Source organism: Bacillus sp. CPT56D-587-MTF, from assembly GCF_058792335.1.
Genome location: NZ_JBYTEF010000001.1, coordinates 774,818 through 797,623 on the forward strand (window position 1 = coordinate 774,818; position 22,806 = coordinate 797,623).

25 protein-coding genes and 2 pseudogenes are annotated in these 22,806 nt (G+C 33.4%); 21 read left to right on the top strand and 6 right to left on the bottom strand.

The features are described 5' to 3' along the window. The first annotated feature begins 103 nt into the window (after window positions 1-103). From AC3WVZ_RS04060 to AC3WVZ_RS04120, 13 genes and pseudogenes are all read left to right on the top strand, one after another. A complete protein-coding gene (locus AC3WVZ_RS04060) occupies window positions 104-637 on the top strand; it encodes a hypothetical protein (protein ID WP_000397230.1) in 534 nt (177 codons plus the stop codon). A gap of 635 nt (window positions 638-1,272) precedes the next feature. Beyond that, window positions 1,273-1,683, top strand: coding sequence for an Imm44 family immunity protein (locus tag AC3WVZ_RS04065; protein WP_100651208.1), 411 nt, complete (start codon window positions 1,273-1,275; stop codon window positions 1,681-1,683). A gap of 142 nt (window positions 1,684-1,825) precedes the next feature. Continuing rightward, window positions 1,826-2,293 carry a hypothetical protein gene (locus AC3WVZ_RS04070; RefSeq protein ID WP_001242144.1) on the top strand — a complete coding sequence of 156 codons (468 nt, stop codon included), beginning with the start codon at window positions 1,826-1,828 and terminating at the stop codon, window positions 2,291-2,293. A gap of 320 nt (window positions 2,294-2,613) precedes the next feature. After that, window positions 2,614-2,985 (top strand): hypothetical protein, encoded by a 372-nt coding sequence (locus AC3WVZ_RS04075; RefSeq protein WP_065381916.1) that lies wholly within the window; start codon window positions 2,614-2,616, stop codon window positions 2,983-2,985. A gap of 154 nt (window positions 2,986-3,139) precedes the next feature. Then, on the top strand, window positions 3,140-3,775 hold the full coding sequence (locus AC3WVZ_RS04080) for a hypothetical protein (RefSeq protein WP_063220286.1): 636 nt from the start codon (window positions 3,140-3,142) through the stop codon (window positions 3,773-3,775). Between the two features lie 473 nt (window positions 3,776-4,248). Beyond that, entirely contained in the window at window positions 4,249-4,689 is a 441-nt protein-coding gene (locus AC3WVZ_RS04085) for a DUF7832 domain-containing protein (protein WP_233936058.1), read from the top strand. A 75-nt stretch (window positions 4,690-4,764) separates the two neighbouring features. Continuing rightward, window positions 4,765-5,082 (top strand): ribonuclease E inhibitor RraB, encoded by a 318-nt coding sequence (locus tag AC3WVZ_RS04090; RefSeq protein ID WP_048656594.1) that lies wholly within the window; start codon window positions 4,765-4,767, stop codon window positions 5,080-5,082. A gap of 267 nt (window positions 5,083-5,349) precedes the next feature. Next, the gene (locus AC3WVZ_RS04095; protein ID WP_063220284.1) at window positions 5,350-5,814 is read left to right on the top strand and encodes a DUF6882 domain-containing protein; all 465 of its coding nucleotides are present in this window, start codon (window positions 5,350-5,352) and stop codon (window positions 5,812-5,814) included. A gap of 119 nt (window positions 5,815-5,933) precedes the next feature. After that, entirely contained in the window at window positions 5,934-6,608 is a 675-nt protein-coding gene (locus tag AC3WVZ_RS04100; RefSeq protein WP_061456910.1) for a hypothetical protein, read from the top strand. 40 nt (window positions 6,609-6,648) lie between these two features. Next, window positions 6,649-7,275, top strand: a complete 627-nt coding sequence (locus AC3WVZ_RS04105) for a suppressor of fused domain protein (protein WP_001008993.1) — start codon at window positions 6,649-6,651, stop codon at window positions 7,273-7,275. A gap of 108 nt (window positions 7,276-7,383) precedes the next feature. Further along, window positions 7,384-7,568, top strand: a pseudogene (locus AC3WVZ_RS04110) (hypothetical protein); the annotation flags it as partial. 6 nt (window positions 7,569-7,574) lie between these two features. After that, on the top strand, window positions 7,575-8,057 hold the full coding sequence (locus tag AC3WVZ_RS04115) for a hypothetical protein (protein ID WP_033693220.1): 483 nt from the start codon (window positions 7,575-7,577) through the stop codon (window positions 8,055-8,057). A 136-nt stretch (window positions 8,058-8,193) separates the two neighbouring features. Further along, window positions 8,194-8,358: a hypothetical protein gene (locus AC3WVZ_RS04120; RefSeq protein WP_000011709.1), complete on the top strand. Its 165-nt coding sequence runs from the start codon at window positions 8,194-8,196 to the stop codon at window positions 8,356-8,358. Window positions 8,359-8,400: 42 nt separating this feature from the next. On the opposite strand, the gene cytK2 is transcribed toward AC3WVZ_RS04120, so the two are convergent. Further along, on the bottom strand, window positions 8,401-9,411 hold the full coding sequence (gene cytK2 / locus AC3WVZ_RS04125; protein WP_074047566.1) for a beta-channel forming cytolysin CytK2: 1,011 nt from the start codon (window positions 9,409-9,411) through the stop codon (window positions 8,401-8,403). A 271-nt stretch (window positions 9,412-9,682) separates the two neighbouring features. Then, on the bottom strand, window positions 9,683-10,228 hold the full coding sequence (locus tag AC3WVZ_RS04130; protein WP_000410998.1) for a TetR/AcrR family transcriptional regulator: 546 nt from the start codon (window positions 10,226-10,228) through the stop codon (window positions 9,683-9,685). A 169-nt stretch (window positions 10,229-10,397) separates the two neighbouring features. Between AC3WVZ_RS04130 and AC3WVZ_RS04135 the strand changes: the two genes are divergently transcribed. The 3 genes from AC3WVZ_RS04135 to AC3WVZ_RS04145 all read left to right on the top strand — a co-directional run bounded on the left by AC3WVZ_RS04135 (window position 10,398) and on the right by AC3WVZ_RS04145 (window position 13,682). Continuing rightward, a complete protein-coding gene (locus AC3WVZ_RS04135; protein ID WP_000301566.1) occupies window positions 10,398-11,315 on the top strand; it encodes an alpha/beta hydrolase in 918 nt (305 codons plus the stop codon). A 146-nt stretch (window positions 11,316-11,461) separates the two neighbouring features. Continuing rightward, window positions 11,462-12,568 carry a metallophosphoesterase gene (locus AC3WVZ_RS04140; protein WP_063220280.1) on the top strand — a complete coding sequence of 369 codons (1,107 nt, stop codon included), beginning with the start codon at window positions 11,462-11,464 and terminating at the stop codon, window positions 12,566-12,568. 136 nt (window positions 12,569-12,704) lie between these two features. After that, a complete protein-coding gene (locus AC3WVZ_RS04145) occupies window positions 12,705-13,682 on the top strand; it encodes an HD domain-containing protein (protein ID WP_063220279.1) in 978 nt (325 codons plus the stop codon). A gap of 43 nt (window positions 13,683-13,725) precedes the next feature. On the opposite strand, the gene AC3WVZ_RS04150 is transcribed toward AC3WVZ_RS04145, so the two are convergent. After that, on the bottom strand, window positions 13,726-14,850 hold the full coding sequence (locus AC3WVZ_RS04150) for an anti-sigma factor (RefSeq protein ID WP_233936060.1): 1,125 nt from the start codon (window positions 14,848-14,850) through the stop codon (window positions 13,726-13,728). A gap of 5 nt (window positions 14,851-14,855) precedes the next feature. Further along, window positions 14,856-15,341: an RNA polymerase sigma factor gene (locus AC3WVZ_RS04155; protein WP_000824008.1), complete on the bottom strand. Its 486-nt coding sequence runs from the start codon at window positions 15,339-15,341 to the stop codon at window positions 14,856-14,858. A gap of 137 nt (window positions 15,342-15,478) precedes the next feature. Between AC3WVZ_RS04155 and AC3WVZ_RS04160 the strand changes: the two genes are divergently transcribed. Beyond that, the gene (locus AC3WVZ_RS04160) at window positions 15,479-16,381 is read left to right on the top strand and encodes an AraC family transcriptional regulator (protein ID WP_000446855.1); all 903 of its coding nucleotides are present in this window, start codon (window positions 15,479-15,481) and stop codon (window positions 16,379-16,381) included. A gap of 681 nt (window positions 16,382-17,062) precedes the next feature. Here AC3WVZ_RS04160 and AC3WVZ_RS04165 read toward each other — a convergent pair. Next, window positions 17,063-18,805, bottom strand: coding sequence for a sensor histidine kinase (locus AC3WVZ_RS04165; protein WP_233936062.1), 1,743 nt, complete (start codon window positions 18,803-18,805; stop codon window positions 17,063-17,065). Between the two features lie 9 nt (window positions 18,806-18,814). Beyond that, window positions 18,815-19,519, bottom strand: a complete 705-nt coding sequence (locus AC3WVZ_RS04170; RefSeq protein WP_000283871.1) for a response regulator transcription factor — start codon at window positions 19,517-19,519, stop codon at window positions 18,815-18,817. Window positions 19,520-19,659: 140 nt separating this feature from the next. Between AC3WVZ_RS04170 and AC3WVZ_RS04175 the strand changes: the two genes are divergently transcribed. The 4 genes and pseudogenes from AC3WVZ_RS04175 (at window position 19,660) to AC3WVZ_RS04190 (ending at window position 22,703) form a co-directional block, all read left to right on the top strand. Further along, window positions 19,660-20,508, top strand: coding sequence for a CPBP family intramembrane glutamic endopeptidase (locus AC3WVZ_RS04175; RefSeq protein WP_233936063.1), 849 nt, complete (start codon window positions 19,660-19,662; stop codon window positions 20,506-20,508). A gap of 1 nt (window position 20,509) precedes the next feature. Continuing rightward, window positions 20,510-20,866: pseudogene (locus tag AC3WVZ_RS04180) on the top strand (hypothetical protein). A 31-nt stretch (window positions 20,867-20,897) separates the two neighbouring features. After that, window positions 20,898-21,197: a DUF2101 family protein gene (locus AC3WVZ_RS04185; RefSeq protein ID WP_001006050.1), complete on the top strand. Its 300-nt coding sequence runs from the start codon at window positions 20,898-20,900 to the stop codon at window positions 21,195-21,197. 237 nt (window positions 21,198-21,434) lie between these two features. Then, complete coding sequence (locus AC3WVZ_RS04190; protein ID WP_001233315.1) at window positions 21,435-22,703, top strand: M48 family metallopeptidase; 1,269 nt, start codon at window positions 21,435-21,437, stop codon at window positions 22,701-22,703. Window positions 22,704-22,806 lie beyond the last annotated feature (103 nt).

Here is a 22,806-nt window from a genome sequence, read left to right on the forward strand (position 1 = left end):
GATTTATAAAAACAAATAGGAATAGATAAACTTAATATTATTAAATGAGAATAGTAGGATGGAATAGGGATAAATATAACTTTGAGAGAAAAGAAGGTGTACTATGGAGTTTACATTCGAAAAGGTTCAACGTATTGAAGATGCAAATATATACCGTGTTAGTAATATAACTGATATTTATGAAACAGATTTATTTGATGATTATAATCGTAATGTTGATAATTTAAGTTTACTTGTTCAAGAGAGGATTAATCAGTTTATTGTACATGTAGATAAATCTGAGGAAAAAAATGTGAAAGAAGAAATAGAGTCTAAAAACATTTCCTACACAGTTTTTGATTCGGGAAGAAGGAACATTTTCTTTGTTTTTGATTCTATACCAAGGACAGAAGTATCATATATAATCAAGTATTTTTATGGTGTAAGTATAGAAAATACTTTTGCTATTATCAGTTTAGGAAATAGCGTTGGTATTAAACTAGAGGAAATAAATCAAAGTAAATTGATGAAGTGTTTAATGGGAGAATGTGTTGTACCACAAATCGAATTAGTTCCATCATCGGCGTGTGCATTTATTCAATATGATGGTGCGCTTTTAACGATTGCTAGTAATAATTTCGATATTTATGCAACATGAAAATAATAAGAGGTAATTAAATGATTTTTTTAGCGCAAGGAGATACTGGAGATGTCCAAAGTTAATTAATAGATATATGTCGCACCACTTATATTTTTCAGAAAAGGTAACTTTAAGAATATAGGAGGATAAAAGATACATGGATAAAGAATATGAAGAACTCATAGTTAGGAGTTTTTTTTTTTAAAATCCAGGATAGAATTATTTTTGAACTAACTTCACCTAAAAAAAGAGTGAAGGCATTAGGGCGTTTGGCGCATAACCATGACACTATCTTAAATTCTATGTATTTTGAATCTATCCCAAAAAATATGGAGCAAAGGATTCTTGTTACGTAATGTCCCTTATTAGTGAAATTGATGGGAGTTTTATGGGATTAGAATGTGCAATAGAAAAAGTTATTTGGTGTGGTTTACCTTGTTTAATTTCATGCATACCGAGTAAATTATTATATTTTCAAGCTGAGCAGGGGAGCGGCCCGCCTGAAAGATATATTCTACGTAAAATTTAAAAGTATATTCCTATAAAAAGATATATAAGGTAGGAGAAAGAGTGGCACCATCAATCCATTATATGAAACAGATAGAAAGCGTCCCCCGCTAAATAAAAGTAATAATTGAAAAGGATGAGTGATTATGAGGTTTTTTTTGAGTGGTGAATTAGAAGGTGACATTGCTGAGGAATTTATAAATATAATTTCAGAAATCGGTAGTGACCTTGAAAAATTAAATAGTAATAATTATGGTAGCGAAGTAGAAGAAATAGCTATAATCCCTATAGTAGTTAACATAACTCCGGAATATGAAGCTGCGGGTTTCTTTAAAGAAAGAAAGCTTTTTAAAAAGAAGAGTAAAGTAGCAGACTTTCGATTAAGGATTGACTATGAGACAGTTTTATCTGCAGATTATGCTACGAAGAAAATATTGATAATTGAAAATATTATTCAATCTATTATACTGTTAGGGGAAAAGGCTACGTCGGACTTTAATGCAATAAAGTTAGAGCAAGATATTTTACAAGTTTTTAATATCAAAGAATTGATATAGTGGGACATTTTACAGGTGAATATTATGTAGTACGAAAATACTAAGGAACACCCTGTAGTTCCTCATAAAACATTATTTTAACTGGAAAAAGGAAAAGAAGAACATACTGTATGGTACTCTCTAGGAAAGAAATGGTGATACTATGAGATTGTATGTAGCTGATGATTCAGAATATATAAACGAAATGCTCTCATTTATGTTTGAGGATATGAGCAAGTATGATTGGATATTTGCAGATATGGTGCCGCACGTATTTAAAGGCGGAGCGGAAGTGATGGATACCATATTTGAGCAAGAAAAATTTTATATTTCAGGTGAAAATCTTTATAGCTTTTTGAAAGAGTATAAAGTTTTACTTATATTTGGAGTGGTGATTGCTGTGGAGAAAGGAAATGAAAAACTCCTTGAAAGTATTCCAGACACTCCAATTATTACAGAAAACAGAGAGTATTGGAAAGATGAGTACAATTTAACGTTGCCAGGATCATTAATGGAGTTTGGTTTTTTTGATACATCAATTTTAATGTTTGCCAGTGATGACGACTATAGCATAGAGAAATTTAAAAGCAGTTTTCAAAATGTAGTATTTTATGTAGAAGATGAATTATAAAAGCGTTAGTGAAATTTGAAAGGAAATCCATCGAGTTTTGGAGAGACGTATATAAGTAATTAGTATCTCCATGAGCGGGGATACTTCGTATTGATGCAGAAGAGCTAGTGTTGGCTCTACTTTTTTCTATATGTATTTTATAAACAATTCGATATAATCTTGATAACAAATTAATGGTAGTTTAAGATGCATGGTAATGTTACATATTAGTATGATGTGAATGCAAAACGATTGTTGAATCTTTCTAGTAAAAATAGAATAGCTGCATTAAAAATTTACAATGAACCTTATGCTATAGGAAAAGAAAGAGGGAATTGTTGATGTGGATAGCGTTTCTAGAATTTTTAGAGTTTATTATAGTTTTGAGTTTAAGTCTTATATTAACATTGGTCGTTTTTTTTCAAGAAAATTATCTGTTTGATATTAAAGAAAGTATTAGTAAGAATAGGTTTTTGTTTATTATTCTAATCATACGTATGTCTCTAGGAGTGTGGATATTATATGTTACAGAAACTACTATAATTGCTGTCTCAAAAGTGACTGCAATTCAATTAATTATTTTACTTCTTTTTTGGGCATGCTCGAAGTATGTAAAAAAAACTCGTGAAAATTGGCTAATTACTATAGTTGCTTTTGTTGTTTATGGTGTTGGTACATACATGTATATTCAGTTTGCTTTTAGAGGCTATTAATATATCATCAGAAAAGTTAGTGGTTAGAAAGATGCATTTATTAAATGTTTGTATGAAGGAAGAGCGAATATAGGCTCTTTTTTCTTTATATATAGGATAGGACATGTATCTAATCCTCGTGGGATAAATCAAAATAGAGAACGGAAGGAATCATATGAACAAAAAAGAATTAAAATTAAAGCTACTGCAAGATCTAGGTGAAGAGTTAAAAGAAGACGGTTATAAGACTAGGATTACACAACAAAGTTTTGTGAAAAAATTTGATAAAGGAAAAATTAGTATGCATTTAGCTTTTATCGATCATCCAGAAGATTTTCATGTGACGGTGGATGTGGGAATTCGGTTTGACGAATTAGAGAATATGAAAAATCAATGGGATGAAGGTTTAACAATTAAAGAGAAAAAGGAAACCTATACGATTGGGGTTGAGTTAGGGAATTTAGTCCATAGGGAGCAAAAAAGATGGTGTGTTGAAAAGAAAACCGATATTTTGCCTGTTACCATAGATATATTAAAAGAGATCAAACAATATTTCATTCCATATATTGATAAGTATGTAGATATAGAAAATGTATTTGATTTATGTGTAAGAGATGATGACGAAGCTGCATTACTAGGTACAACATTTGAGGGATATCGAGCGCAAAATGCTATTGGATTAGCTTTATTATTAAATAAAGAAGAGATGTTAGAGCAAATCATTGAAAAGAAGAAAGAGTATTTAAAGACGCGGGATAAATTTCAATTGGAGTTATTTGAAAACTTTCTTTTTAATATGAATTTAAGATAGGTGAATTTAGTTATTTATTGTAATGATTATAGTAGGTTTAATTGTTGATATTTAGTTAGCCTTTCTAGAAAAACATTAGACTCTGTTTTTTATTAATTATAAATATTAGCATCCTCTATAAGGAATCATTCAAAGTTTTTATGATTATATACAAAACCTTGAATGTAACTTATGGGGGATTTTATTTACAGATTGTGTAATGCGGAAAAGTCTATATTGAATTTTATTCGGTTTGATAGTGCCTGAGAGTGGTGATAACACACGGTAATCTTGTGCGTCAGCGATAGACCGCGCTTTTGATAGCGACTAATCCATTGATTTTAGTTAGCTTGCCTCTTTATTGGGAGTGTCAAAGAATAATTTATTTTTATAAGTTAAATGATTAAGAAGTATTATTATAAAATACTAGATAGATGCTTTTTATTATAATATATTTGAGCTCAATTATATTATGTGAAATAGGAGTGAGAATTTTGTTCGAAACAATAGTTTACGATAAAGCTAAATATCATTATGAAGGAGATTTCCCACAAGAGTTACCGATGGAGCAAGCATTTGTACATACTGGAATGTTCTTAGGTTGGATTATTGATAATCATTTATTTAGTGATGAATTCTTAGAAGAGACCGAAGAGGAAATTAATAAATTTAAACTTAGAAAAATGATTGGAACTCAGGTTTATATGTTCTGGGATGGGGTTTTAAGCGATGACATGTTAAATGATGAAGGGAATCAATTTGCAATAGATTATTTTGATTTTGAAAAAGGTTTATATTTAGATGATTATGATGATGTATTTTTAGAGTGTGATACATTATATCAAGTGCAAGATACTTGGGGAAATTACTTTAAATTAAAAGAAGTGATCGATACTAGGTATAAGGAATGGAAAAAACTTAAAAGTAACGGATAAAGAGGACTTTAAGTAATGAAATATTTTTTGTTCCAAATGAAGGTTTATTATATGCTGTAGAAAAGGGGAGAAATAATGAAATTCCCAAAAGATGAAGATGGACAAGTGTTAAATATGTTATACAAGCAAGGGATAGATTTTAATAAAAAACACATAGTAGATTTCTTTATTGCAATTCCTGATCAAGGTAATGGAGAAAAAGTAATTGGTAGATTACAAGCATTGGACTTAAATTGTGAATTAGATTTTAATGAAGAATTTGAAGATTGGACATGTACTTGTTCTAAAGAAATGTTCTTAATTTATGAGGATATCGTAGAGATGCAAAAGGAATTGAATAAACCGGGTGAAGAGTTTGGTGGATATACAGATGGTTGGGGTGCATTTGTGTAATATTGAATTTATTTATCGTGATAAAATAAATTAGACGGAGTAAAGAAACTATTTATGGAAAGAAGGGCTTATATAAGTTCTTCTTTCTTTGTATATATTAAGATATCTTAGTGATAGAAACGTATATGATATGTGGGCGGGGGGATACCGGTAAAAGCCCGATTGGTAAGGACTAATTAAAGTTTCACTTTATATAGGTTTTGAGAGAGTAAGATATAAGGTATATTGTTTGTAGCGGAAATCTTGACGGAAGGAAGCGTGTGATAATTGGCAATGACGGATGAACAATTCGAGAATTATCTTGTTATGTGTTATGACAAATTAGAAAGTAAACAGCAAAAATTCATTTCGGATTATAATATCTATAACTTTGATGAGTATTGGTATGATCAAGATCAATGTATATTACAGTTTAAAAAAAATGGTCAAGTATTACTTGAATTTAGTGTTGTTTTTATAGGGTCTTGGTCTGGAAAGCGTAACAGTTGGATGTGGTCTTGGGCTAATGAGAATGTGGCTGATTATACAAGAAGTAAGTCTAACTGTTTGAAAGATTTACAAAAGATTACAGGAAGTGAGGTTTTTATAAATCCACTTTTTGAATGCGATCAAGAAATGGCGTATGAGCTAGCAGCCTTTTCCATTGAATATTTAGATGCAGAAGGAATGTATATGGCACCAGGTGAGAGAAGTGATGTATTTATGGCTGTTATGTCACCGCATGCGTTGTGAGTAGAGCATATGAAAAATATAGATAAGGTAAAATGAATAAGGAGTACAGTTTAATAAATTAATAAAAGGTATCATAGGTCCCTGATGCCATGGTGATAAATTTAAAGGAGTGAATTATATTGCTTGAAGTAAAGTTTTACGATTGGAAAAAAAAACGTCCTAAAAAACATTATTTGCTTGTACATGAAATTAGAATTTTCGAGCTAATTTTCTCAAAGAAAGTTAGCGAGTTTGAGATGGGATTAAGAGAGATTGAAAAAGTAACTGTCTTTTGTTTAGCTAACGAAAACACTGATATTTCATATGAAGTGAATAGAGCTTTGGGTGAAATTCGTATATATGTTCCATATGATTTTATGGACTTTTTAGCATTAAATTCAGTTGAAGAGAAATACAAAGAGTTTTGCAAATTAGTACGCCAATATGTTGTCCTTGGACTTGAAGAAAACTCTACTCTTTCATCATCTGTTGTTAAAGGGTATATAGAGGAATCTTTAGATGAAATTGTGAAGCAAAACTATGAAGGAATATTTTTAGTTGGGAAGACACCTAAGAAAAGCCCAAGCCGTAAGAAGATAGCGATATTAAAAGGAATTCATCGTGTTAAAGGTTTCCAGCTACGATGTGAAGTGTATGATGAAAAGGGATTAAAGATTCGAGATCAATTATTGGTGGAAGAGGTAGGAAATGAAATGGTGTATGCAAGATTTTTGGGTACATTAAAATGGGAAAGTGAAAATCTAATAGTAGTTCAATCTAAATCCAGTAGTTGGAAAGAAGAAATCTATCTTTAATAACAAGGTTGTATAGTAGAAAGAGGGTTGTAGAGCATAAATGAATTTTTTTCGAAAAAATAAATTAAGTGACATTCAGAAAAAATACTATGAACATTTTGGAGAGCCTAGTCAGATTCTTGAATATACCTGGGGTGAAAGAGGAGCTAAAAGAGTAGAATTAGATAATACCGCTCTAAAAAAAGGAATGCTATACGTTTTAGAATTCCCGAAAAATGAAGATAGGCCAGTATGGACATATGTGACATTAGGGATGTCAGCTGAATATATGACCAATGGTGCTAAAGGAGAATTAATTTGGTTAAATGCAAATCAAAATGAGGAAATGATTGATTTGCTTGCTGGATTAGCACATTATCCATTTATAGATGAGACCTCGTTTGATTATGGGGATACAATTTCTAATGCGGATGCTGAATCTGATTTTTCAATGAATGTGCTTTTAGTAAGCCCGGCAGTTATTGAGGCAGGAGAGTCTCCAGAGCTAATGGAGTTTTTTGAAGAAAAGGAGCTTGATTTATTTTGGTTATTACCTATTCATCAAGCAGAAAAAGAGTATATGATGGAACAAGGAGATGGAGATATTAGTGCGCTCTTTGACCTTTGGCTGGAAAAAGAGATTGATACAGAAACTTTCTGTGATCCACATCGTTTATCTACGGTTTGATAAAAATATTTTAAATAATAATTGTGAGTAAGCATCAAACTTATTAATATTAAGGAAGTTTGATGCTTATTTTTTATGTTTAGAATAAACGAGAGGTTTTTGATATATATGAAAGATATTGTATGTAAAGAATTAATAAGTCTTAAGTCTATTGTTGAAGCCTATCAATTTAAAAAAATGAGTTTGGATTATAACAAAATGTAATTTTGCTAGTAAAAGACAATCAGAATCGACCTTTTATTATTGATTTAGATAAAAAAAATGTGAATATAAATATTTTTAATTTAGAGGTGATAAATGTGAATGAACGTCTAAAGAAAATTGCAATGTTAAGAGAAAAGGTAGAGGAAAAGGCTACTAGAGAAAAGTTTTTAATGTTATGTCCGTCTATAAAAGAATTTCAGATTATTAGCGGGAAGAAAATTGCTTCATTAGTAAACTTTTTAATTGATGAAACACCGAATCCTATCAAAGTTATGAGTGAATTAAATGCTGAACAAGTTATCAATGAAATAAAAGAATTTGAACGTGAATTAACTAGTTTATTGTCTAAGAAGATTATTGTATGGTATGCACATGAAAATTGGGACTTTGGTGTGCAATTAGAATTAGAAGATTTCATGTTATATACAAAAGAAGTATTACATTTCATTGGATATGACGATGCTCAAAGAGGATTAATTTATTCTAGCCTTATTGTAGTAGATGAAGCAATGAGAAGTGCTTTTTCTTTTCTAAAGAATGAGTATAATGTCGAGATAGTACTATGGAAAGAAAGCTGAGTGTATTAGAGTGTTTTAAAACAAATTGGATGAATGGTTGAATTTATTATTAGAAGAAGTGGTGCGTGGTTTAGTGTGATAGAAAGAAAAAGAGAGTCTTCAAGGGATATGTATAAGAGAGTAAAGGAGAGAAAATATGTCTTTTTATAAAGAGGAAATAAAAGGGGATAAATTGATTATAAGTGATGAAAGCATTGATATTTTAATGGATGCTTTTCAAAATAAAGGTGAAGAGATGCCTAAAAATATATCATGGAATTTCATAGCGACGGTATTACTCGCGGGATCTTATTATGAATAAGTAAAAAACGAAGAGTCTAAATAGTCCCTTCGTTTTTTTTACTTATTTTTTCTCTACTAACTTTTTATTCTTCCAATCTAGTGTAAATAATTTATTAAATGTTTTTTGATCAACGTCTTTTACGTTGTTTCCAACCCAGTTTGCAGTTCCGAATGTGTAGCCTGGACGAAGTTGGTAATCGTCGGCGTGTTTTGTATAAGCGACTTGTAAGTTAGATTGATCTGTATTTTTTTCAGAGATAACAACAGCGATCATACCAGGAGAGAAACCGCTATTTGTTAGCGCTGGAAGTTGATCCATCGGTATTAAATTACCTTTTGCATCAGATTCATATAGGTATGTGCGAGAGTACATGAAAAGTTGGTTTCCATATAAAGAATGATAGGAGTCACGTGTATAAATACCCCAGTTTTGATTGTTATATCCGTTAAAGAATACGTTCCACTTTACGTTTTTGTTTGTTTGGTCAATTAAATTCGTTTTATAACTAGTTTGTTTATAGCTTACAGAGTCAGACCAAGTGACTTGACCAGTTGCACCAGCTTCACCGCTAGGGCCATTAGGCGTTACAGAAGCTTTAACAGAGCCACCAAGTTGATAAGATACGCTAGATGTTACAGTCGTTTCTTCTACAGCATTTGTAGGTGCTACGTTAAAGAAACGAGCGCTGTTATCTTGAAGGTTAAATGCAACATCATATTGTGAAGGATAACGTAATGTTGCACTAGCGCCAGAGATTGGGTAGTTATCAATAGGTGCATCACTTATAGTAGGATTTGCTTTTAGAAAACTACCAGTTGTATTAATAACGGCAATCTGTTTATCAGCGCTTGGGTCATCGATAAAAGTTACCTTTAAAGACATTGTCATATTATCAGCTTGGTCATTATTAAATGTATTATAGCTCGTATGTGTTTTTGCATTTTGCCCGATATCTGTTACAACTTGCGATGTTGTTTGAGCATAAGCAGCAGGTGTTGAAAGAGTTACAGCGCTACTAGCAAAAACAGCGGATAATGCTAAATATTTTAAGTATGTTTTAGAACGTTTCATACAATCACTTCCTTTTATCTTTGTCGATATATGTCGTATTACATTTATATCGTAACATGAAAATAAAACGGAATGGATGGTTATGCATAATTGCATAGATGAGTTTTGAAGGATAACGATAATAGCATTTTATCAATCCTTATTAAGGAAATTGATGTGATTTTATTTTATCCCGCTATTTGCTGGGCAGTAAGACCCCCACCTCAAAATGCAGCGAAAGCAAAGAAGTTAGGTGGGGGATGAATAAATCCCCACTGATTAAAGTTTCATTTTATATATTCCTCCTAATCAATTCTCCAACTTGCGTCGCAACAAACGCAACATCACTATCAATTTCATCCAACACGTAAGACTCTAAAATGCCCATTACAGCTGTTCCTAAAAATTTTAAGACGATATGTTTATCGATGTTTTTATTTACTGATGTGTCTGTATTTAATTTTTTCTCTATTTCACCCATGATGAAAGTTAGTAATTTTTTTTGAAATGATAAGGTGCTGTTACTTCTAAATAGTGCCGCAAAAAATGGTTTGTGTTCTTTGAAGTATTCAAACCATATGATTGTTCCTTCTATAAATTCTTTGTTTTGCTTCTCGTAGCATATTTCTTTTAATTGGTCTAAATGATCGTCCACAATTTTATCTAATAAATTGTACTTATCTAGATAGTGTAAGTAAAACGTTTTTCTTCCGATATTTGCTTTTTCGGTAATGTTTTTAACTGTAATTTCATCAAATCCATCTGTAATTAACATTTCTATAAATGCCGATTGAATGGCGTTTTGTGATTTTATAATTCTTCTATCGATTTTCTCCATATCGTGTTCCTCCGTTGTTGATACACATATTTCTTTATGTGTGTATTATCACCCAAATGCGTAAATGTGGTCATTGAAACAAGGTTCTACTCATTTTATTATAAATATACATGTGAGTAATAACTCTCACAAGTGTAAAATTAATAATAAGATAAGGGTGGTTTTATATATGGCAGTTACGAAAAGAAATGTCCGTTTTTATGCAAGAGGATTACAAGTTGCAGGTATTTTAAATATTCCTGTAGGTGCTGAGGGAAAGAAACAAAATGCAGCGATTGTTTGTGTGCATCCAGGTAGTAGCTGTAAAGATCAAACGGCAGGATTATATGCAGAGAAGTTAGCAGAACAAGGCTATGTAACGCTTGCGTTTGATGCATCGTATCAAGGTGAAAGTGAAGGTGCACCGAGATATATGGAAGAACCAGCTGCGCGCGTTGAAGATATTCGCTCAGCGGTAGATTATTTGACTACTCTTTCTTATATAGATGAAGAACGTATCGGTGTGTTAGGCGTTTGTGCGGGCGGTGGTTATGCGGTAAATGCCGCAATGACAGAGCGCCGCATTAAAGCAGTTGGCACAGTTGTTGGTGCAAATATTGGCCGATTAAATCGTGAAGCTGATCCAATTGGGGTGTTAGAGGCGATTGGTAAACAACGTACTGCTGAAGCACGCGGAGCAGAGGAACTGATTACAAATTGGATTCCTAAAAATCAGGAAGAGTTAGTAGCAGCGGGTATGACCGATATAGATATTGTAGAAGCAGTTGAGTATTACACAACGCCACGAGGGCAAAGTGTTAACTCTCCAAATAAGCTAAACTTTACGAGCATGGGATCGGTAATTGGTTTTGATGCGTTCCATTTAGCAGATACGTTATTAACGCAGCCGCTGCAAATTATTGTCGGTAGCAAGCAAGGCGCATTCGGTTCTTATAAAGATGGTCATGAGCTGTATGAGAAAGCAGCTTCAGAGAAAAAAGATTTACTTGTTGTGGAAGGTGCGAGTCATTACGATTTATACGACCAACCAGAACCAGTAAGAATTGCAGTTGAAAAATTAACAAGTTTTTATAAAGAGCATTTGTAAAAACAATGTTGATATAAATGGTGCCTATAGTTGTTAGATACAAGTCTAACAACTATAGGTTTTTACTATGATGAGCGAAGTGCTTAATATTTACGTTATAAGTGCATAACAAGTTATAATAAAAGAAATCAATAAGGAGGCTGGCTGTGAAGAATCTTCGTTATCTCAATATATTTACGATATTAATTATATACACACTACTTATGTTTTACATCGGCTGGAACGGATGGGTTTGGCTTCATGCGGTATTTGGCTGGGAATCTTGGGGATATTATGCTTTCATAGTCGCATTTATTTCATATGCGTACATTCTCGTGCAAGTGTTTAAGTTTCTGCCATTTCTGCGAACGATAGGTTCGATTTGGTTTGCGGTCATACAATATGCACTTATGTTGTTGCCATTAGCTAATATTATGGTCTTTCTTTTACAGTTTTCAGTAGAGAAAGAAGAGGCAATTATTTGGACAGGAGCGGCTGTGATAGCTGCATTTATCTTTATCTTTGCGTACGGAGTATTTAATGCGTATAGTCCGGTAGTAAGAAAGTACGAGGTGCACATACCGAAAAAGGTAGAGGGGCGTAAAAGTTTACGCATTGCGATGGCTTCTGATATGCATTTCGGTAAACTGTCTGGCGTTTCACATTTAAAAAGACTTGTTCGTCATGTAAATGAGATGGAACCTGATATTATTTTACTGCCAGGTGATATTATCGATGATCATCCAGGTGTGTTCATTCAAAAGAATATGGGATCGATCATGAAACAAATGAAAGCTCCATTAGGCGTATATGGCGTTTTAGGAAACCATGAATACTACGGCAGAGCAGTTCCAGAGTTTTTACAAGAGATGGATAAGATTGATATTCGTATTCTTTTAGATGAAGTAATTACAATTGAAGATGACTTTTATCTCGTTGGAAGAAGAGATAAAACAGAGCGAGATCGTCAAAGCTTTAAACAATTAATGAGTACGGTAGATAAATCGATGCCTGTTATCGCAATGGATCACCAGCCATTTGAGTTGAAACAAGCAGCAGCGGCAGGTGTAGATTTATTATTATCCGGTCATACGCACCGCGGACAAATGGCGCCCAATCATATTGTAACGAGAAGAATGTACGAGCTAGACTGGGGATACGCACAAAAAGGCGCGTTCCACGCAATTGTTTCTTCTGGATTTGGATTTTGGGGACCCCCGCTTAGACTTGGTAGTAGGTCGGAGATTGTGCAGGTAGAAGTTACGTTTGAATAGGGGTTATGAAATAGAGAGCTGATTGCTCTCTATTTTTTTCAATAAAAACAAATAACAATAAATATTTATGTTGGTGCTAATTTCATAAAAGAGATACGATTATAAGACTCGATTAAAATAAAGGGGGGGATTGTAAGTGATCATATCAGATGTACTATACGGAGAATTTGAAGTGGATCAAGTAGTAGAAGAATTAATTTCAAGTAAGTCTATGCAAAGACTAAAGGGAATTCATCAAAATGGCGCAAGTTACTTAGTGAACGAGAAATGGAATGTAACGCGCTTTGATCATTCAGTTGGTGTTATGTTATTAGTTAAAAAACTAGGTGGTTCAGTAGAAGAACAGATCGCTAGTTTACTGCATGACGTATCGCATACTGCCTTTTCCCACGTGATTGATTACGTTTTTGATAATGAAGATGAAAGTTATCATGAAGAGATATTTAGTTCTGTTGTGAAAAACTCAGAAATTCCAGCGATCCTTGCGAAGCATGGTTATAACTATGAAGATATTTTATTAGATGATTCGAAGTGGACATTACTGGAAAGGTCAGCGCCCGAATTATGTGCAGATCGAGTGGATTATACGTTACGAGATATGTATACATACGGATATATTTCTTTAGAAGAGGTTCATAGATTTTTAGAGGATATTATCGCAGTAGAGGGGAAAATGGTCCTTCAAAGTATCGAAATGGCAGAGTGGTTTACAGAAACGTATTACAAAGAAGTAATCGATTTCTTTATGAAACCAATGAATATTTACGGAAATGATATGTTAGTGAAAACGTTAAAGTTAGCTCTTCATAAAAAGGTTATTCATGCAGATGATTTCCTTCTTGAAGATGATGAGCTTATTTCGAAATTGCAGCAATGTAATGATTCAGAAGTCCATGCTTTATTAAGAAAAGTTCATCCCAATGTAAAAGTAAAAGAAGATAGAGACGATTACGATTTGTATCAGAAAAATAAAGTCCGTCTTATTGATCCTCCGTTACTTCGTGAAGGTGAAGTTATTCCAGCATCTGTTGTGTCAGAAAACATAAGACAGATGAGTGATATTGCTTATGAAAAAGCGGTGAGAGGGATGTATGTGAAAGTGATTTCGAATTAAAAAAGAAGTAGCGCATCGTTTTTAGAGCGCTACTTCTTTTTTATTAATGATCAAACCAATTCCAAATCTCAATATCTCCAAGAGTCGCATAACGTACGTGCGGGGAGTTTTGTAATTTTAATAACTCTTTCGATGGGCCAGTAATAACAATTCCGTATACTTTTACACCGTTGTCCTTTACATATTGATAACGTTTATCTAAGTTTAGTTCTTTCTCAGAAAGCGCTGATATTTTGCTTACCGTTTTTTTATGGATAGAAAGGATGCGCATCATTTCGGTTACTTTGTCTTCTTGCGTTTTCTGTCCGTCAGTTTCATTAGCGAGGAATCTTACATGTTCTGGAAACCCTATAGCTTCTCCGCCATGTAGGATATAGTCATCTACATTTTTTCTTTCTTGTCCTGTATCTAAAGCGTACCATACAGGAGTTGGAGGGAGTTCTTGTGCCTCGAATGTACTATATAAAAGCGGTTCTAATTCTTTTAAAGTGTAAGCTTTATCAAAAGAAATTGCTACTTCTGCAACGGTTCCATCATGTACTTTTGCAAGTGTATCCCATACTTTTTTTGATGAATCCTTTAAATAATCACCCTGCTCTGTTTTTGGATGAACAAAGAAGAGTTTTGGTTGATAGAACGGATTCATCCAAGTTCGCTTCGTAACATCTACAGATGATAAGAAGCTTTTTGTTTCTATTGTACCGAGGGGCATTTCTTTTTTACCGACGGTTCGTACTAAATCAAATTGGCTATTCGTACGGAAAAAAGCTTCTACACTTGTTCCGCCTCCCATAACACGGCTATTTGGGATCGTTGCTTCAAGTGCAAGCGAAGGAACCTCTCTAATTTCTTCTAGACTTTTATCATTATTAGCTTGAAAATAAAAGGCTGATAATACCCCGCCGATTATATAGATAACGATGCAAATTGATAATATAAAACCAAACGTTTGTAAACGATGTTTCCACTTAATTCTCCAAAAAGGAATTTTAAGATTTTTTGGAGGTAACTTTTTCTTAATTGGTTCTGTTTTTGTTAACAGCTCATCTAAGTAAGCTTCACACTCTTCACATGACTCAATATGACTTTCTAACAGTTCTTGTTCATCATGCGTGAGCGTTCCATTTTCATACTTCTTCCATAGTTTTTTAAATTCTGTACAACCCATCCGTATCACTCCTTTATGCTTTTCGTGTCTTTCCGTCCCCTGTGTAATTCAATTTTCACTTTCGCTAATGAGAGACCAGTCATTTCTGCTATTTCCTTATAGGAGAATCCATAGTAATCTCGTAGTAGTAGGACATTTCGTCTTTCGAGCGGAAGAGCGTATAAACTGTCTAACCAACTAGCAATCTCATGTTTTACGAAATATTCATGTTCTGTACTTGGCACGTTTGGTAAATGGAATTCTTCCACTGTAGTTGTTTTATACTTTTTTTCTTTTCGATACCAATCGATAAAGGCATTGTAGGCAATTGTAAATAACCACGGCCTAATTTCTTCTCCTTTATAATAGTCAATATGGACGAGCATTCGGTAAAATGTTTCTTGCATGAGATCTTCCGCATAGTGGGAATCTCCGGTTAGGGAGAGAAGATAGCGAAATAAATCTTGCATATGCTCTGAGTAAATTTCTTCTAATGATTGTTTACGTTTCACTACATTTCCCTCCCTTCATACATAACAACGAAATACATATAAAAAAGTTACAATTTTTTATGGAATTATAGTAAAAAACGTCAAGAATTGGATTACGTTCTCTTTTATCATAATACATATAAGGCGGGTGAACAGAGATGGAAAGCTATGAAACACAAATTCAAAGGTCAATTGATTATATTGAGGAAGATGTAATGGAAAAACAAACGCTGCGTAATTTAGCGCGGGTTGCAGGTTTTTCTGAGTCTCATTTTCATCGTGTATTTCAGGCGTTAGTAGGTGATACGGTAATGGAGTATGTTCGAAAGAGGAGGTTAGCCCGGGCAGCTTATCAACTTTCTCATACGGATGAAAAAGTTATTGATATCGCGTTTGAACATGGCTTTCAATCTCACGAAACGTTCACGAGAGCCTTTAAAAAATTATTTCAAATGACACCGAGTGAATATCGAAAACAAGAAATCGAAACACCGATGTATTACAGAGTAAATGTAAAGCAAAGAAAATTAAATCCGTATTTAGGAGGCATACAAATGGAATATCGTATTGTAAATAAACCAGAATTTTTAGTGGCGGGTTATGAACTGAAGACGACAAGTAAAGAAGGGAAAAACCATCAAGACATTCCAGCATTTTGGCAAGAATATTTACAAAAAGATCTTGGAACGACGATTCCGAATCGTAAAGATACGAGCCAATGGGTAGAGCTTGGATTATGTACTGATTTTAATTTAGAAACAGGAGACTTCACTTATATTATCGGAATGGAAGTTACAGACTTTGAAAATGTACCAAATGAAATTGCAAAGCGTACTTTCCCGGCAGCAACATATGCAGTATTTACAACGCCGAAAGTTCCTCATGAAGAAATGGTATCGTCTATCCACCAAACTTGGAATGCAGTATTCTCAGAATGGTTTCCGCATTCAGGCTATGAACATTGCGGCGTTACAGAGTTTGAATTATACGATGAGCGTTGCCACGAAGATAAGAGTGAGTTTGCACAAGTAGAGCTTTGGATACCGGTGAAGAAAAAATAATAGGGTAAGAGCGAATCATTGGGAGATGGTTCGCTTTTTTTATAAGTGGATTGTTAAATTTGTATTGTTTTATCTGTAATACATATGAAAATGGTAAAATAAAATAGCAATTAAATATTGCGGGTGGAAGGTTATGCCCTTTCTTCATTTTGTGAAGAAAGGAGGTGTAATCGTATGGAATTTCTTTTGCAAATTTTGTAGGAAATTACAAAAACTATAGCTAGAGAAGGTATAGTTTTTGGATTTAAGAAATTAACGGCAAAAAAGCGCAAAAAGAAGACCACCCGTCTGCCTGCGAAGCGTGGGAAGTCTTCTAAGCGCAAATAAGCTTTAGTTGCAACCTTCCACCTTGCGGTAATTAGTTGCAGTGACGGGGTGTTGGAAGCACCTCGTCTACTTCATTTTATGCAAAACTTAGTTAGTTTATACTTCTATTTATAGTATAACAGTTTAGAAATGTATTTGTTAATAGTTTTATTTTTACTTTGTATAGTAGGGAAGCATGTTAGTATTGTCGGTTTTTGTCGGTAAGTCGATATATCTAGAAAATCGCTGATATAATTCGAGTTGCGCCGATATAATTTCATATACCGATAAAACACCTCAAAAAAAAGATCCACATAATTTCAATTACTGTAAAATCATCCCAGAAAAGAAAAAAGACGCCACATAGCGTCTTTCCTACGAACGAAACGGAAATACAAGAATAATCGTCGTTCCTTTTCCGAGTGCACTATCAACGGAAATTGTTCCGTTATGAGCATGAACGAGCTGTTTTGTAATGGCTAGGCCAAGTCCAGTTCCGATGTTGCTTTCTTCTGTGTTTGTTCCGCGGTAATATCGTTCAAATAGAAGTTCTTTCGTTTTTTCATCCATTCCTTTTCCATCATCTGAAATGGAGAGTGTAAAGGAATTAGCGTTTTGTGATAGTTTTACGATGACAGTAGTTGTTTCATTATTATGTTTTACAGCATTTACGAGTAAGTTTTCGATAATACGCTGGAACCATTTTTCTTCAATGAAATATTGAATTTTATTTGAGCTCGGTACGAATTCAATATTTTGATTTTGGAGTGTTGGATTGTTAATAAATTGCAATAACACTTTTTGAACGAACTGATTGATTTCAACGTTTACGTGTTGGGCAGGAAGGCTGTTATTTTTTAATTGATACGTTAAGCTTAAATCATCAATTAATGTTGTCATATATTGAGATTTCTCTTTCATAACACTACCAAATTGCTGAATATCACGATCAGTCCAGTTATATTGATTCGATTCGAGTAATAATGCGTAGCCATATATAGAGCTAAGTGGTGTTTTTAAGTCGTGTGTTAGACCGGTAATCCATTCTTCTCGTGTTTGCTGGAGGACTTGCCTCATCGCATCATTTTTTTTGAGTGTAATAGAAAGGTGTTCTAGTGAACTTGTTACATCTCTAAACAAACGGAATGACCATTTTTCTTTACCAGATCGCCGGAACCTGACGGGTTTTCCTTTTTTACTAATAGGTTCTTCATACTTTCCACCAGCGATATTTTTAAGCCAGCGCATCGCATGTAATAACGGTTTCCCGAATTTATTACCGTACCAAATAGAAAGAATGACTAAATAAACAAATACGATAAGAAGGATTAATCCACATCCGATGAGAAACTTCTTAGTAAATACATCTTCAATTTCGTCACCTGGATAGTAGTGCTCATTTTTTGCAGTTACAACGAGAAGGTTGCCACTATTTGCATCGTAAAAGCTAGACGTATTTTCTTTATGATTCCACGGTTCTTTTTCATTAAGGGCGATTTGTATTGCTGAAAATGTTTTTTTCTTTCCAGCTGGATAGGCAAAAAACTCTTCGCCATTTTGATTAAATATTTGAAGTGCTGCTTTTTCTTTAGACAGTAACTGTTTTTCTTGATCTGTTAATGTGAACGAATCCATCGTTAAAGAGGAGTGATCCTTTTGAATTGCTGTCAGTAACGCATTGCTTTTTAACATACCACCATAAATAACAAGTACTTTCTTTTCTTCTAATTCAATTTCCCAATATGTAAATTTATAATTACTTTCGATATGATGTTGTATATATGCGACTAAAGATGTCTTCGTATAAGCATTCGGAACATCATTTGGTGTATTAAAGTGGTAGAGGATTTTTCCGTTTTCATCTACAACTTGGAGCCAATCATTTTGCTCCTTTATTAAATCTTGCACTTCAGATTGTAACGAAATATGCCCATCTTCTGAAGAGATGTATCTTGAAATTGTAAAACTATCAGAATCTGGAATGTTAGGTTCGTATAAAGTACTAGTAAGAAGAAAAATTAAATAAGTAAAAGCAGCAACTACAGCGATAAGTAATGTAACTAAAACAAAAACGTGTTGCATGATAAATTGAATAATAAGTCGTTTATTAAAATTCATATCGTCACCCTACTTTGTAACGAACTTATAACCAAGCCCGCGAACGGTTTTTATATATTCTGGTTTACTTGGATCATGTTCAATTTTTTCACGTAGTTTTCGAATGTGGACCATAACAGTGTTGTCATCGCCATTATAGGCAGGTGCTCCCCAAACTTTTTCGTATATTTCCTCTTTCGAAAATACGTAGTTCGGATTCTCGCAAAAGAAGAGTAGTAGTTGAAAGAGTTGAGCGGAGCATTCGACAATGTGCCCATCTACTGTTAGTTCTGCAGAGTGCTGATCAATTTCAAATCTTCCAAATGAAATCGAGTGTGATTTTTGTTCGTGTGGTACGGTTTGTTTCATATGTCTCCGAAGCTGTGCTTTCATGCGTGCTACTACTTCTAATGGATTAAATGGTTTCGTAATATAATCATCTGCACCGTATGAAAATCCGGATATTTTATCTAAATCAGATGCTTTTGCTGATAGGAAGAAAATTGGACAATCTGTTTGTTGGCGAATGATTGGACAAATATCAAAACCAGATTGTCCAGGAAGCATTACATCTAAAATAATTAAATCGTAATTGTTTTGCTTAGTTAGAGATAAAGCCATTTCAGCTGATGTTGCAGTTGTAATATGAGAAAAGCCTTCTTTTTCAAGAATGGTAGTTAGTAATTGTAAAATTGCTGTTTCATCATCAACGAGTAAAATATTTGCTTGGTACATAAACATCCCTCCTAATTTTCTCGAATATCATATCATCATTTTGTAACTTATGGAATTTTTAAGGAAATTTTAAGGTTTTCTTTCGCAAAAAATTAAGAATCAAATGATATGATAAAAGTAACATAGGGGAGGAGATGAGTGTGAACCCGTTTCAAGTGATGCGAGCTAGATATTTTTTAATTGTATTTGCACTATTAATTTTAATAGCGAGAAGTAGTGGCGATTTGCTAACAAGTATATTTCATATACAAAATTCTTCTTTTATAAATATCCTTATATTCTATATCCTTCCGATGGTATGGATTTCTTATGAGTATAGAAAGCACCACATTTCATTTTCATTATTTGTTAATAAAAATGAAACATTTAACTTGGTACAAGTTTTATACATTACGGTTATGTTATGCATGTTTAGTTACGGGTATCTTATTTTGTATATGTATAGTTTTGCATGGATTACACCGGACTTTATTATGAACGCCCTGCATGAACCAATTGTAGATAGTACTGGAGGATATGTATCTCAAGTCATTAGGGTCGTATTCATCGCACCAATTATTGGGGAATTTGTTTTTCGCGGATTTTTACTTCAACGTTTTGCAACAAAATGGGGAACGAGCATAGCGACCATCGTTGTAGCAATATTGTTTGCGTTGTTACATGTTGATTTCCTCGGTGCAGCCATATTCAGCATCGTATTGTCAATCGTATATATTCGTACGAAAAGTTTACTCATGCCAATTGCAATACATATGTTAAACAATGCATTTGTAATAGGTGCGTCTTTTCTAATAAGTAGAGAAAAAATTATGAGTTTTGCCGATTTCTCAAATTATACGACATTCTTTCCTGGACTTATTATTTTTATAACAGGATTAAACTTAGTACTTATCTTTTTATTTGTTAATCGTAAATATTGGAGTAAAGAAGTGCCAGTTATATATGCAGAGCAGGAAAAGAGCTTTTCAGATATAGTCGGGAGTAAATGAGATGAAGAAGACGGTTGAAAAAATATTAAAAGACATTATAGATGTTACGTCTATTACAGATATGTGTGATAAAACATTTTGTAATCGGCTTCAACCTGTAGTAGATACGATTGTGTTTCCAGAGTAGTACTTATTTTCTAGTACTCATTTAAAAGAAAATATTATTTCTCTTCTGATTGTGTTCGGGGTTTTACTAATATTTGGTCTAATTGTAGAAGAAATGATGAAGCGCATCTTCAGAAAGAATGAAGAGAAGTATATGTGGATTCATAAAGTATTCGAGAAAGTAATGGTGGCTTTCCTTTTGTTTTATGGTATAAAAACAATCATTTACTTTATAGCTTTGAAACATCATTAATTCGAAATTTGAAAGGGATGTATAAAATTATATGAATGAAACGATATCATCAAATAAGTTTTTTTATTTGATTTTACTTAGTCTAGTGTTAATAACGACGGTGAATGTTATTTTGCGCTGGGAGGAAGCTTATTTTTTCATGTATTTAGCGCTTCATTTGCTAGGGATTTTATGTATAAGTGGTGGAGTCGTTACTGAAAAAAAGAATGAAGAAAGCGTTAATTATATGTGTGTGATCGGTCTTGTTTTACTTTTAGCTGTACAGGGGATTATGAAATATAGTTCTTTCTCTTTACAAGATTTTAGTTTATTAATAGATGTACTTCCTTAAAGAGGCTCTTTATGTTATCTAAAAAGCAAGTAGGGTACGTGTTGGTTTGCAAGTGCGATCCTTATTCCGGATTGTGAACCGAAGAAAGTGTTTAAAGATAGGCAAAACTCTTCTTATGTAGAAGAGTTTTTTTTGTAAATAAAAGGATTTCGAGCAATTCACATAATAAGCTTGTTCTAATTTAGCGTGTATGAACTTACAATAATAATAGACAGGCAGCATAGAGGAGGGAATAGCGTGAGGAAGGTTATCGGTTGGTCGCTTTTTTTGTACGTTGGATTTGCGTTACTTATATATTGGTATTTATTTGGATGGAATCATGAACTTATTCCGGACATGTATAAGGGAACGAGTGCAGATCCAGAAACGTTTATGAGTGCTAGAGAGCTTACGCTAAGCCAAGATTATTCGCGCGTGAAAAATTTACTATACTTTTTAGCGACGCCTCTTGAATGGATTATTTTATTATTTGTACTTGTGCTAGGTATTTCAAGAAAGTTTGAGAAATGGTCGAAGGAAACGACTAAAATAAGTGTTTTGCAAGTTGCGATTTATTTCTTTTATTTATCATTACTGACAACAGTGCTTGCCTTACCGATGCAATGGATTGGCCGGAAAGTGTCCGTTGATTACGGCATTTCAACGCAAAGTACACAAAGCTGGATAAAAGATCATGTTATCGGTTTTTGGGAAAGTTATGCGACTATGTTAATTGTAGTTACCGTTCTATTATGGCTTATCCGTAAATTTCCGAAGAGATGGTGGCTCGCAGGATGGGCACTCTCTGTTCCATTTACAATCTTTTTAACATTCATACAGCCTGTCGTTATTGATCCGCTTTATAACGACTTCTCGACGCTGAAAAATAAAGAATTAGAAACGAAAATTTTAGCGATAGCAGACAAAGCGGACATTCCTGCTAAACACGTATATGAAGTAAATATGTCAGAAAAAACGAATGCATTAAATGCTTACGTAACAGGAATTGGCCCTAACGCCCGTATTGTAATGTGGGATACAACGCTTAAGCAGTTAAAAGATAAAGAGATTTTATTTATCATGGCCCATGAAATGGGGCATTATGTTATGAAGCATATATATTTTGGCGTTGCAAGTTATGTATTGCTATCGTTTATAGGTATGTTTTTAATTAGTCGTATTATAAATATGTGTATTCGCAAATGGGGAGATACATTGCAAATTTCAAAAGTGGCATGTTTCTCCATTTTACCTTTATTTTTCTTAATTTCTTCTATACTCTCATTTGCAGTACAACCAGCAACAAACTATGTTTCACGTATAGAAGAAAGAGCGGCAGATCAATATGCTTTAAATATGACGAAGGACGGAAAATCTGGTGTGAAAACTTTTCAATATTTATCAAAAACAAGTTTAAGCCAAGTAAATCCGCCTGCGTTAGTGAAGTTTTTCTTATACACGCATCCACCAATTTTTGAAAGAATTCATGCGTTTGAACAATATGAGAAACAAAGAAAAAAGGAGTAGCTATTATGCTACTTTTTTTTATAGAAATATAAGTTTCATATTGGGAATATTTATCATTGCTTTTTATTGCGATTTTGTAAATAATAAGCTATAAAATTCTAAA